The 11593-nt window shown below is 58.5% G+C and carries 18 protein-coding genes; 8 read left to right on the top strand and 10 right to left on the bottom strand.

Annotated elements, in window-relative coordinates; genetic code table 11:
- Positions 1-6: 6 nt before the first annotated feature.
- The 7 genes from V9K84_RS12005 to V9K84_RS12035 are packed head-to-tail and all read right to left on the bottom strand — an operon-like array spanning position 7 to position 3912.
- Complete coding sequence (locus V9K84_RS12005) at positions 7-324, bottom strand: hypothetical protein (protein ID WP_229589033.1); 318 nt, start codon at positions 322-324, stop codon at positions 7-9.
- The gene (locus V9K84_RS12010) at positions 321-512 is read right to left on the bottom strand and encodes a hypothetical protein (protein ID WP_229589034.1); all 192 of its coding nucleotides are present in this window, start codon (positions 510-512) and stop codon (positions 321-323) included. The genes V9K84_RS12005 and V9K84_RS12010 overlap by 4 nt, the downstream gene beginning before the upstream one ends.
- Entirely contained in the window at positions 509-1807 is a 1299-nt protein-coding gene (locus V9K84_RS12015) for a site-specific integrase (RefSeq protein ID WP_338794369.1), read from the bottom strand. Before V9K84_RS12015 ends, V9K84_RS12010 begins: the two co-directional genes overlap by 4 nt.
- Complete coding sequence (locus tag V9K84_RS12020; protein WP_338794370.1) at positions 1804-2241, bottom strand: VRR-NUC domain-containing protein; 438 nt, start codon at positions 2239-2241, stop codon at positions 1804-1806. The genes V9K84_RS12015 and V9K84_RS12020 overlap by 4 nt, the downstream gene beginning before the upstream one ends.
- Positions 2238-2441, bottom strand: a complete 204-nt coding sequence (locus V9K84_RS12025) for a hypothetical protein (RefSeq protein WP_338794371.1) — start codon at positions 2439-2441, stop codon at positions 2238-2240. The genes V9K84_RS12020 and V9K84_RS12025 overlap by 4 nt, the downstream gene beginning before the upstream one ends.
- Entirely contained in the window at positions 2438-3106 is a 669-nt protein-coding gene (locus tag V9K84_RS12030; protein ID WP_236176111.1) for a replication protein P, read from the bottom strand. The genes V9K84_RS12025 and V9K84_RS12030 overlap by 4 nt, the downstream gene beginning before the upstream one ends.
- The gene (locus V9K84_RS12035; protein ID WP_338794372.1) at positions 3103-3912 is read right to left on the bottom strand and encodes a DnaT-like ssDNA-binding domain-containing protein; all 810 of its coding nucleotides are present in this window, start codon (positions 3910-3912) and stop codon (positions 3103-3105) included. Before V9K84_RS12035 ends, V9K84_RS12030 begins: the two co-directional genes overlap by 4 nt.
- A gap of 253 nt (positions 3913-4165) precedes the next feature.
- Between V9K84_RS12035 and V9K84_RS12040 the strand changes: the two genes are divergently transcribed.
- Complete coding sequence (locus tag V9K84_RS12040; protein ID WP_338794373.1) at positions 4166-4672, top strand: hypothetical protein; 507 nt, start codon at positions 4166-4168, stop codon at positions 4670-4672.
- Between the two features lie 324 nt (positions 4673-4996).
- Here the strand turns inward: V9K84_RS12040 and V9K84_RS12045 are convergent, their stop codons facing one another.
- On the bottom strand, positions 4997-5236 hold the full coding sequence (locus V9K84_RS12045; protein WP_338794374.1) for a YdaS family helix-turn-helix protein: 240 nt from the start codon (positions 5234-5236) through the stop codon (positions 4997-4999).
- A 98-nt stretch (positions 5237-5334) separates the two neighbouring features.
- Between V9K84_RS12045 and V9K84_RS12050 the strand changes: the two genes are divergently transcribed.
- From V9K84_RS12050 to V9K84_RS12070, 5 genes are all read left to right on the top strand, one after another.
- Positions 5335-6144 carry a S24 family peptidase gene (locus tag V9K84_RS12050; RefSeq protein ID WP_338794375.1) on the top strand — a complete coding sequence of 270 codons (810 nt, stop codon included), beginning with the start codon at positions 5335-5337 and terminating at the stop codon, positions 6142-6144.
- A gap of 2 nt (positions 6145-6146) precedes the next feature.
- Positions 6147-6395 (top strand): hypothetical protein, encoded by a 249-nt coding sequence (locus V9K84_RS12055; protein WP_338794376.1) that lies wholly within the window; start codon positions 6147-6149, stop codon positions 6393-6395.
- A 59-nt stretch (positions 6396-6454) separates the two neighbouring features.
- A complete protein-coding gene (locus tag V9K84_RS12060) occupies positions 6455-7516 on the top strand; it encodes a hypothetical protein (protein WP_338794377.1) in 1062 nt (353 codons plus the stop codon).
- A gap of 1 nt (position 7517) precedes the next feature.
- Positions 7518-8048 (top strand): hypothetical protein, encoded by a 531-nt coding sequence (locus V9K84_RS12065; RefSeq protein ID WP_338794378.1) that lies wholly within the window; start codon positions 7518-7520, stop codon positions 8046-8048.
- Between the two features lie 194 nt (positions 8049-8242).
- Positions 8243-8749, top strand: a complete 507-nt coding sequence (locus tag V9K84_RS12070; protein ID WP_338794379.1) for a hypothetical protein — start codon at positions 8243-8245, stop codon at positions 8747-8749.
- 50 nt (positions 8750-8799) lie between these two features.
- Here the strand turns inward: V9K84_RS12070 and V9K84_RS12075 are convergent, their stop codons facing one another.
- Together V9K84_RS12075 and V9K84_RS12080 are read right to left on the bottom strand one after the other, a co-directional pair.
- Positions 8800-9408, bottom strand: a complete 609-nt coding sequence (locus V9K84_RS12075; RefSeq protein ID WP_338794380.1) for a hypothetical protein — start codon at positions 9406-9408, stop codon at positions 8800-8802.
- 89 nt (positions 9409-9497) lie between these two features.
- Positions 9498-9818, bottom strand: a complete 321-nt coding sequence (locus V9K84_RS12080; RefSeq protein WP_338794381.1) for a DUF1654 domain-containing protein — start codon at positions 9816-9818, stop codon at positions 9498-9500.
- Between the two features lie 509 nt (positions 9819-10327).
- Here V9K84_RS12080 and V9K84_RS12085 point away from each other — a divergent pair.
- Together V9K84_RS12085 and V9K84_RS12090 are read left to right on the top strand one after the other, a co-directional pair.
- A complete protein-coding gene (locus V9K84_RS12085) occupies positions 10328-10594 on the top strand; it encodes a hypothetical protein (RefSeq protein ID WP_338794382.1) in 267 nt (88 codons plus the stop codon).
- A 146-nt stretch (positions 10595-10740) separates the two neighbouring features.
- A complete protein-coding gene (locus tag V9K84_RS12090; protein WP_338794383.1) occupies positions 10741-11592 on the top strand; it encodes a ParB N-terminal domain-containing protein in 852 nt (283 codons plus the stop codon).
- The last annotated feature ends 1 nt before the right edge of the window (position 11593 follow it).

Here is an 11593-nt window from a genome sequence, read left to right on the forward strand (position 1 = left end):
TTCCCCTCAATCGCCCGTGTAGTTTGTGCCGCCGGCGCCCAGCCGGTTGCCATCCTGATACAGAGCCTCCGGCCCAGTGGCCCGAGACTTCTTCAACTGTTCGATCTGCCGTGTCGCTGCCTGCAGCCTCATGCCGAGCTGGGTCACCAGCTCATCCAGGGCCAGGGCCTGGCCAGTTGCAGCCGCTACCCAGCCCGAGGCGTTGCAGCGGTCGCATGGCAGATCGTGAAACATGCCCTGAGTGACCGCTCTCCCACGACACAAAGGGCACTTGTCCAGCTCGATCACGACCTTCTTGAAGGCTGGGCCGTGGCTCTTTCTCATCCGCGTCCAGCTCCACGGGCATCCACGTACCCCTCAACGGCAGCGCCACCGAAGAACGTCACCACGACGATCAAGGCTATCCACCCTGAATCAAGCGACATCGCGAACCCCATCCCGCCAACGGCCAGGATCGTCACGTAGTGCTGCCAGAGGCTGATGCTCGGCTTGAACATGTCCTGATTGATCATTTCGAATCCTCGCTAATAACAAATTCGTCAATACCGCTTGGAGCCCCGCCAACCGTGGGCTGCGCGCGACCCTGTGAAACTTCAAATAAGGCCTCGGTAAGGCCGTGAATGGCCGAAAAACCGATGCTGTCTAACCAGCCGTGCCACTTCTCCAGGGCCGCCCGGCGCTGTTGCATGGCCTGGGTGTGGATGTAGGTGCTTGCGATCTTGCCCAGCGAGTGGTTCAGCAGCATCTCGCCGATGTGCCCGTCGATACCGAGGTCGGTCCAGGTGGTGCGGGAGACCTTGCGTAGGTCGTGACTGGTCCACTGCCCCTGCCCCAACCGGGTGAACACGGCGCTGGCCTGGGTCTCGCTCAGCGGCTGACCGCGACGATTCGGGAACAGGTAGGCGCCCTCATACCCCTCGGCCTGCTGGATGGCCCGGTACCGGCTCAGCAGCGCCTTCAGCTGGGCCGTCAGTGGCAAGCGGTGCTCGGTGCGGGTCTTCGCGTTGGCTGCGGGGATGAACCACTCGGCAGCGGCCAGGGACACATCGCTCCAGCGCGCCAGCCGGGTCTCACCGATCCTGCTTCCGTGGGCCAGCATCATCAGGGCCAGCATGGCGTCGCCGGGAGCCTGCTCGAAGGCCGGGTCCAACTGCCGAATCAGCTCCGGCAACTGCACGCCACGCAAGCGCGCTGCCTTGGGCAGGATCTTGGCCTTGGTGAAGTCGCTGAAGCGCATCCCGGCCATGGGGTTTCGTTCAATCAGGCCCAGTTGCAGAGCCTGGCGGAACGCGGTCAGCAGTAGCGCGAACATCTGGCGCAGGTATGACAGCGACACCACGGCCTGGCTCGGCCACATCAGCTGCTTGTCCAGGCTGTCGGCAGTCACATCGACTACGGCCAGGTCATCCAGCCGCGGCTTCAGGTGCTGGGCGATGGCCGAGCGGGCACTGGCCTTGCGCTTGGCTGATAGTGACCGATCACGAGCCATGCGATCGCCGTACCAGTCGAGCAGTTGCCCTACAGTGGCAATGCCCGAGGCAATAGGCGCGGTCGCCGGGTCGCGCATCAGGCGCTGACGCAGCGTAGGCAGCTCGGCCAGCACCGCTGCAACGCTGAGGTCGGGCCAGCGAGCAATAGGCGCCCAGTGCTTGCCGCGCACCAGGTGCCAAGTACCACGGTCACGACTGCTCCAGAAGCGCAGGCGCAGGCCGGGGTGGCGCGCGTCGCGCAGGTCGCGTACCGACATGTCGGCGGCCTGACGGCGCACCTCGGCCTCGCTGAACTTCACTTCCCGGGTCGCGCTCATGCAGCCACCCGGGTCTGCGGCTGCAACAGGTAGGCCCTGATCGCCTCAACGGCATCGATCCGGCCACGACACACGATGGCCAGGTAACCCTGATCGGTCAGCGCCTGAATGCAAGCGTCCTGGCTGGCCGAGACCGGCGCATCGAACGGCGGCATGGCCTTGAACTCGATGTACAGCCCGAAGTGCCCACCCCGCGCCATCGGCAGCACCAGGTCAGGAATGCCAGCCTTCACGCCCTGGGCCTTCAGCTTGGCGGCGACCGCTTTCACTCGGTGCCCGCCGTTCGGTACGTGGTAGATCAGCTTGAATGCGGCCGGAAAGCGCAGCTGCAGTTCGCGCATCAGTGCGGCCTGTTCTTGGCCTTCACGGTCCACGGGTTTGGCGCGCGGCTTGCTGGGCGCGGTCTTGGCGGGAAACAGGCGAGCAGTCCTCATGAGAGGTCGTCCTTGTGCAGATCGATGACGGTAAAAGTGCTGGGCCACATGCGCAGGCCGTGCAGCCTCGCCGACTGCTCGTCGCGATACAGGCCCACGGGCGGGTGTGGCTCATTGGTGAGGTCGAGCAGATGCCCGCAGGCATAGAGCGCCCAGCGGTACTCTGCGAGGTCAGGCGCGGCCAACATTGAATGAGTCATGACCGACCTCCCCGGGCGGAGCGCAGCGCGTCAAGCGCGGCGCGGCCAACATCCAGCGAGCGCGGAGCGGCCGGTGCAGCGAGCTCGGCAACCGGTACCGGGCCAAGGCTCTCGCCTTGCCAGATCTTCCGGCACTGCACAAGATAGTGCTTCTCGAAGCAGGCCAGCCCGAGCTCACGCGACATCAGTGGCAGGCTGTGGAAGCCAGTCGCAGCAGTCGCGTGGTAGACAGCTGGATGCATCCACTTCGCTGATGCGCGCATTGCCGGGTGGCAGTTGCGCAGACCCTGGGCATAGGCCTTCTCGACGCCGGGCAAGCCAAGGCCTTCGGGAGCGAAACACCAGCTCACAAACACGCCAGGCGCCGGGATGAATGCCGACTTGTTGGCACTCAGCACGCGCATGCCGTGATCGATCTGCTCCAGACGGGTGATGCCCGAGCGCATAAACTCGCCGAGCCATTCCAGCTTGGCCGCGTCCATCACCGCAGGAGTTGGCCAGGATTGGCGCCAGGCGCCGCAGGCTCCACGTAGCCGAAGAAACAGGTCTTCGATCACCTGTCGGGTTGCCGGATCGATCGGCATCGCTCCCGGCTCTACCGGAGGCTGATAGGTCGGATCGGTTCGGCGTTCGGCCAACAGCTGGCGGACGTTGGTGGCTGTCATACTCGAACCCCCTTCTTGGTCCAGTCGGTACCGGCCTCTTCGTGCGCAGCTGCGCCCTTGGCTTTTTCGGTCTTGACCCACTTGGCCAGGCGGAAGCACCAGCCGCCGTTGCTGTCGAACACCTGCGGCTTGGCGATGTAGTAGCCCAGGAAGCTCTGGAGCGCTTCCTCCGTCAGAGCCTCAAAGGTCAGGCCGGCCAATTTCAGCTGGGCGGTAACCAGGTTGGTGGGTGGATTCCACTCGGCGAACATGGCGAAGCGCTGGCGGTCTTCCTGCGGCTCAATGGCCTTGCGATCCTGCTGCTCGATCACCTCGGCCAAATCGCGCGGCTGCTGCTGATTGGTATCCTGATTACTGGTACCTTGATTTGTCGGAGATTTTTCCGACCCTGAATCGGATTTTTTTCCGACCTTGCTCGGAGATTTTTCCGAGGTTGATCGGATTTTTTTCCGACCATTAAAGGGCTGAGAGTTCGGATATTTTTCCGACCCATCGAGCTTGCGGTTCCACGCTTTACCCTTCTCTGTCAGTCGCACCAGCGTGATGCTGGAAGTACTGGACAACTCGATCAGGCCCGCTGCATTGAGGGCCCTGAGAAGGCGGTATGCGGTATCAGGTTTATCGGTCAGCAGAGGCAGCTCTTCGACGATTTTGGCCTTGCTCAGCGCAAAGTAAATCCCGGCATCCGTCTTGACCGGCTTGGCCCAGCTTGGGCACTCGTAGACGAACGCAAAGAGCAGTGCTTGCTGAGCATTCAAGCCCCACTCCACGGCAAGCGACTGATTAATGTGAATGGTGAACTGCATGGCTATACCACTGCCCGGACTTGATAGCCCGCACACTGACGCGACAGATTCACGGATAAATCGAAACCTGACGCGATAGGACTGGTATTGCTTACATCGATTGCTATGTGCATAATCGACCCCGTTATGATGTTGAAGAGACCGCCCTGCCAGGCGGTTTTTTTATGCCCGCTATTTGGACGGGTTGAAACTTTCAGAAACTCGCGACATTCCTGAGTTGATCGCAGCCCCCATGGTCATGGAGACCTCATGCATGAAGCTTGATAGAGAGTTGCAGCGCCGCGTGTTGACGCTCATGGCGAGCAAATATCCTCACAGCCTTTCGGAAGAGGACTACGATGACCTCGTCGAGACCTGTGGCGAGGAAGCTCTGGACTCCAACCTTTACTACTTGATGGAGCACGGGCTCATCGACCAGGGGGTCTCTCTGCCCATCAATGGTCCAGTCCTGATCAACACCGACAAGCTTCGGTGCACGGCCAAGGGGATGGACTTCTTGGCGGACGACGGGGGCCTTGGGGCAATACTCGGGACGGTGACCATCAAGCTTCACGAGGAGACGCTCCGCCAGCTGATTGAGGCGAAGGTCCAGGCGTCTGACCTTCCTCCGGATAAGAAAAGCGGGATCCTGAAGGCCCTTCGAGAAGCTCCCGGCGACACCACAAAACAGCTGATAACGAAACTAGTGGACCTGGGCATGGAGAACGTGCCGAAAGCAGTTCCGCTAATTCAAACGTTGCTACTGGGTGGCCAGCCCTGAACTCATCGGCGCTACGAACGCGAGCAAGCCTTGCGTAACCAATCAACGTCCCCTGCCCCCACAGCTCGATGAATGCTTCTTCCAGGCCATCCTCGGCCTGGAGGAAAAGCTCGGTCGACAGCGCTGACTTGCGGCCAGCAAGCGCCAGCATCGTGCAAGGCTTCATTCGGCATTCCCTCTACTGGTTAAATTCACAGGTGTTTTGGTCATCTACTGGCGGTGTGCCAGTGGGTGGATAATTGACTCAGTTGACCCTGTCATGGCTGTGCAACGGCCGCGCTCGTCGCGCGCCATACGGGTACTGCTCCTTGCGATTGAAATGGGTTAAGCGGCGGATTTAGTGGGGTCGGTGCTACGCAGATATGCCCAGTCGATATCCGGGCGCATTTCTTCGCAGGTAACCGCGCGCGAGGATTCGCGCTCGATGCTGATGGCCAGTGCTGCACCTGGGCGTCGATAGCCATATGCAACCTGCTTCAACTGGCCCGCTGTGGTTCCGCACCTGGCAGCGAAACTGTCCAGCTCTTGCTTGTCGAACGGCTTGATGTAGTCGTGCAGGGTCATAATGCGCCTCCTATTGCTGCCAGATTAGCAACTGCTAATACCGCAAGCAATAGCAGACTGTAATTTACTGATTGCTAACAGGGCGCGATTATTGGCAAATGGATATAAACCAACAGAGAGTGAATGCCCTGAAAGCCGTGATGGCCGGGGCATCTCAGAAAGACTTCGCCAATCAGCACGGGCTTGATGCCTCGTATCTGTCGCAGATCCTCAATGGGCACAGAAACCTCGGTGAAAAAGCTGCGGCGAATTTGGAAGAGAAGATTGGTCTGCCTTCCGGCAGTCTGGTCAACCCTGCTGCGCTTGAAAAAAGCACTTCACCCAACGCTGGGCTGTCAGCTATCGAACAGTTGAAGCTCTCTCTCGCCAAGGTGAAGGGGTTTTCCAGCGAGGCGCGAGATCGGATAGTCGCAGCGGCCGAAGAGCCAGAGTGTCAGCCGACCGACTACCTTCCTGCGAATCTGGCCAGCCTTCGTCCAACGAATGAAGAGATCCTGATCCCTCAGTACGACATTCGCGCTGCAATGGGTGACGGCCAGCTCCCGCCTGAATACAACGAGGCCGTGCGCAACCTGGTTGTGCGAGAGGAGCTCTTGCGCGAGAAAGGTGTTACCTACACCTCTGCAGCATCTCTGGCGATGATCACCGGATGGGGTCAGAGCATGGAAGGAACGATCAACGACAAGGACTTGGTCATCGTCGACAAGGGTGTGAAGGACTTCATTGGCGAGGGTATTTACGTAATGACCTGGCATCAGGATCTGTACATAAAGCGGATGATGCGCCTAGACGAAGAGCACTATCGTCTGATCTCCGACAACCAGCACTACGAGAACCAGACGGCGCGGATCGATGACGTGACCATTCACGCGAAAGTGCTACTCATCTGGAACGCCAGGAAAGCCTAGTCATGCCCCTAACCAGGCCCAACCAAGAGCTACGCCGCGATCTCCAGGGCCTGGCATCTGACTTGAAATGGTCGGCGGTCGAGCTGATGCGCATTGCCGAGCGACTGAGCCAGGCCGGAAACGAGCATGACGCCCAGGCAGTGATCAGGATCTGCCAGGTGATGCAGGCTGGGGAGGATCGGCTGTCGACTTATGGGGACGAGGTGAAGGCTGGAAGGATTGAGCGGAACGGCAATTACATAAAAAGCTAGATTTCACCAGGCAGCACAACCATAGAAGCTGTAATTTCTGCTTTACCGGGGAGAGGGGAATGGCGGAGACCGTAACAAAAACCATCCATTACAAGCGCGCGGTGATCACTGGGGGCGGTAATCTCCAAGAGATTCTTACGCGGGTCTTCGCAGACGAAAGCCCGGCCCACAGAGTGGGGCATCGAAAGGAAATCGTTAACGCAGATACTGCTAGTTTTCGAGTGGTCAATCATAAGCGCGACTACAGCGGCATGCTTTTTTGCCAGATGATCTACTTCGAGCCTGGTCGAAGCCAAGCTTATATTACTCTGAACGATGACGCGGACTCGTATGCGCTGGATGCGCTAACAAATGAGGCCTTGAACAATATCGAAGGCCCTGTCGACAGAGAGCGGCATCGCCGCGAATTCGTCGACTCATTTCTCTATTTCGGCGTTTTTGAAAACCACATTGTCGTCCTTCAGTCTAGCCAGTTGCGTGCCCGCGAGCTCGAGGCGCACCTTGGCTGGCTTATAGGCAGCTTTGGCGGCGTGGAGATTGGAACAGCGATCATCCTGCAAGATCAGCCGTCACAGGAAACGTATGAGCGCATTGCCAGGGCCCCTGTAAAGAAAATCCAGATTGGCGCCCCTATTGTCACGGCTCAGGATGTCCCGGAAGGCCACCGCCCAGCGACGCCACGGCAGCCGCAAGAAGAGACGGAAGTCAATGCCCGGAGGGTAAGGTTTTTCCCAACAGGCTTCGCAGGTGATGTAATCAAAGCTGCGATGGGCGCAGATTGGTTTAACAGGCTCGAGCTGGAAGAGGACCTAGACGATGCTAATCTCAAGGTCAGCCTCGAAATCACCTACCTGAGGCAGACGACCAGAGTAGGCCAGGTGGTGATAGATAACATCGCCACCTCTCTTCGGCACGCTGAAGATGCTGACGTAAGGGTTGAACTGGCCGGCGGCGGGGAGCTCAAAGGGGGAGACCTCCGTCTTTCTGGCCCAATCTCAGTTACAAAATTGGTAAATGGGCTGTTGGACGAGGGCATTCTGTATCATAAAATGCATGGCTGGTTGGTCGGCAAGCTCCGACAAGGAGACGCTGACACGGCAATAACTGCGGACGATCTATGAAATGAGAAACCAAGGCGGATGGACAGGAGGCGGCACATTGGCGGTGCTGCTTTGTGCCGCTATGGGTGGAATTCTTGCTCATTACATTATCTCGTCGCTCGACCAGACATCCCCCCCATCCGTTCAGTGGGGGCTGATTTCAGTGTTTCTAATCCCTCTGACATTTGCTACTCAATTGTGGGTCAACTTCAACGGCCTCCGGGAAATAAAGGGAATCACGGCGAGCGAGCGCCGCAGGGTGACCGAGACGGTGGGTGCAAAGCTTCGGCAAATTCAGTTCGCCATACTCTTCTACGCGCTCTCCGCGCTGATTATTGGTTTTGGCTTGCTGTTTTCGACCGGCAACTGGAAGATTTATCATTCCATAACGATTTTTACGGGCGCTAGCTTGGGCGTGAGCATGGCAAGCCTATTCCTCATTTTGAATGAGAGCAGAGAGCTTGCCGATTTCAAGAACAAGGTTTCTGAGCGGGCCCAACGCAACAAGCAGCTTGGAAAAAAGCTGGCTGCTCTGCAGTCAAAAGAAAAGTAGTCCACAGCGATGTGATTAGGCCCGCCTCGGTGGGCTTTTTCATGTCTTCACGCTTTTTTCACGCCCTACCCGGCACAGTGAAGTCTCATCCGAATCCCTACGTTCGCCCGCACTCCCCTTGCGGGCTTTTTTACGCCTGCGTGATGGCGCATGGCCAGAGTGGTAGGATGGCGACTGTCCTCAAGGAGAGAGCCATGCGCTATACGATCACCGCCTTCATGCTGTCTGCGTCTTTGCTCGCAGGTTGCGCCCCAATTCAGCCCTCATCATCGCAGTACGCCGCCGCTCCAGCGAAGAAGGCGCCGCACGTTTTTAAGCCTATTGAGTTCAAGCACGACGACAAGCTCCCCGAGGCTACCAACTTTGCTCGTCAGCTCGACATTCCTATCTTCCAATGCGCCCTGGATGCGGAGACTGGAAGCTACGCCGTGCGCTACAGGAATCCACAAGGGATCGCCGAGTACAGTCAGTCACTGCTCGACTGCAACAAGCACGCGAGATCTGAGGGGGACGCAGCAATTGCCAGACTGAGGGCCGCAAAGGTCAGCGCAAAACAGGCCGATCTGGCGAAGGACCTGTATGCCAAGTGGTCGGCGTACCTTTCGACTATGAGCCCCTATAGTCGAACAGACCTCCGTGCCAAGGCGGAATACGCCGCAGCCAAGGAGGCATTGGCCACCGAGATCAAGTTCTCTCAGTAGGTAAAGCCAGGAACAGGAGCCCGCCTTGTGCGGGCTTTTTGCTGCCTGACTTACAAAGAGGTCGGGTCGATACCGATCAGCCTGAGCGAATCAGCCAGGGATTGATCAATCAGCGTCTCGCCTGTTGTGGATGCGGCCTGGTTGATCCCGACAGTCCGATACTTGAGGGTTTGCCCTAAAAGCATCTGCTTGAGGATCTTTCGGGCCTTGTCGCCGCCCGTAACGGTATATGGGCTCATCACTTGAGCCATATTCGTCATCGCCTGTGCCTGAGCGCTTTTGACAAGCGCAGCCTGCTCTGGCGGGAGGTTCAAGGCAACCTGCGGAATTTCGGGAACCATGCTTACTGGCGTCTCCTGCGGGGTGATCGTCCACGCCTCATTCTGGTCGACCCTGAGCTGTACAGTTCCAACCGGGATCTTGAAGCGTCCGCCCGACATCAGGCCGACGTAAATTTCTCCCCCTTCCTTTCGCACCACCGGGTAAAACTTCAGCGAGCTTGTGACGATCGAGCTCCCAGCAGTGAAGTTTCCGGTGGTCACCATCATGGTCGTCTTGTCGGTGAACTCGTCCGTGGACCCTGTGGCTTTCCATACCGATCCAGACGCGCAGCCGCCAAGGGCAAAGGCTACTGCAGCTATTGCGATGATCCGCTTCATTCCCAGCTCCATTTTTTGAGTGCGCCGATTGTAACAGAGCGCCATCACCACCCTAGGCCCGCCGTTGAGCGGGCTTTTTTTGTGGGCCATTAGAACGGCGCTGGCTCTTCAACGGCCAAAAATTCGTCGATCACCTCTACTCTGAGGTCTTCGTCAGATGGCGCCTCCCACCTCAATGTCACCGACTCGTCCTCGTCGTTGATCGTCATTTCGATCCCGTCAGTTTCCGAAAGCACGGTCATTACCTCGTCCCACTCTCGATCGCCGTCTGTATCCAGCCGGTGAATCGTTACCCAGCGCTGATCTTGAGCAACTGGGTGATTGATCATGCTCGACACCCTTAGGTTGAGCCTTTCAACTCCCGACATTGGCGTGCGTTCTTGCTGCTTCTGTTTTTGTGGGCGAGCCATCGTTCACTCCTTGATTGCTGTATGCATGTACAGTATTGGCGAAAAGAATACCCAGAATTAGCAGAATGTAAAACCCCTGATGCGCGAGATGTTTAGCCCCTGGCTTGGGCCGGGCGGAGTACGTGCGAAAAATTCATTTAGCATTTGCTATTGACGATAAATTTAGCTGTTGCTAATTTATGTTCATCGAGGCGCTACACAGCCCCTCGGGAGGCCATCAAGCCTCACCGCTCTTTACACAATCCGACGTGACCCCTCGACGTACCGGCAGCCGCCGGTGGCAACCAAGCTAAACCGTCGACCACGCAGCCTCTGGATAGCTGCCGGACCCCCCTCATGGGAGGACGCCAAACCATGCAAGCCAGCCGGGAAGAACACCGAACACGAAATGTGTGACCCGGCCAGGTGGGGATAGCCGCGGTGACGCGCATGGTGCGGACAACAGATTTCACTGGCTGGCCTTGGCGACAGGGCCAGACGGGAAATTAACCGCCCTGGAGGGCAAATAGATGAGCCAGTTTGCAAAGCTCTTCGAGTTCACCGACATAGGCCAGGTGCTGGTCAAGCTTGACGATGGCGATGATGGACCCGAGGTGCGGACCTACTTTGTACCTGACGGGCTGGGCGTCTGCTCCATCGCAATGACCTTCAAGCCTGATGAGCAGGAGGGTGAATGGCTAAAGGCTGAAAAAGCGTTTGCCATGGTTGACCGCGAAAAGGCTCGAATCTTGGTTGATGAGGTATTGACGAAGATTCCAGCCGGCCTTTCTAACTGATTCCCTGACAGCCGCAAAGGCGGCCCGATGCTCTACTCCCCAGCACCAGGCTGCATTGGTCGTGACGCTCGCCCTCCCCTAGTCCGGGAGGTTCATGGCGGCGAGCGTTACGACCAATGCAGCCCACCCTTACGGAAGTTAATTGCATGACCAAGTCATTCAAGCAAATGATCAAGGATGGCGATGTGCGCCGCGCAGACGCCATGCGGGTGAAGCTGGAAGACCTCAACGAGGAACCCGGCTTCAACCTGCGCATTGAGGGTGAAGCCCTCGAAGCAAGCATTGAGCTGCTGGCCGAGTTCATCGCCAACGGCGGCCAGATCCCGCCCCTTGAAGTGCGACCGCGGACTGATGGCGGGGTCTGGATCGTAGATGGTCACCGCCGCCGACGGGCCATGCTCAAGCTAGACCAAGCTGGACGGCTGCCTCGAACGCCCAGCAAGGACAACCCCGAAATCCTCGAGGCCTGGGTGCCTGTGATCGCGTTCGAAGGCAGTGATGCCGACCGCGTTGCTCGGATCATTTCCAGCCAGGAGAACGAGAAGCTCTCGCCTCTTGAGCTGGCCGAGGGCTATAAGCGGTTGCGCGCCTTCGGGTGGTTGCCCGAGCAGATCGCCAAGAAAGTCGGCAAGACGCGACAGCACGTTGAGCAGGTGCTCACCGTAGGCAACGCGAACACAGACGTGCAGAACCTAGTTGCTGCTGGCCATGTGTCGGCCACGACAGCCGCCCAGGTGGTTCGAGAGCACGGCGACGGTGCCGGCAAGGTGCTCGGCGCCGAGCTGGAAAAGGCCCAGGCCAGCGGCAAGAAGAAGGTCACGGCGGGCACGATGAAGGGCCCGACGATTCCGAAGCCCCGCCTTGAAGCAGTACACGCGGCCTCGCGCAACTTGATTGCATCGCTCGGTGCAGTCGACGAAGACAGTAGATCCCTCACCCTACCTACCGCGCTTGTTCTTGAGCTACGCAAAGCCCTGGACGGCGCCCTACCGAGATAAA

This window comes from Pseudomonas sp. AE27, from assembly GCF_037113495.1.
Lineage (GTDB): Bacteria > Pseudomonadota > Gammaproteobacteria > Pseudomonadales > Pseudomonadaceae > Aquipseudomonas > Aquipseudomonas palmensis.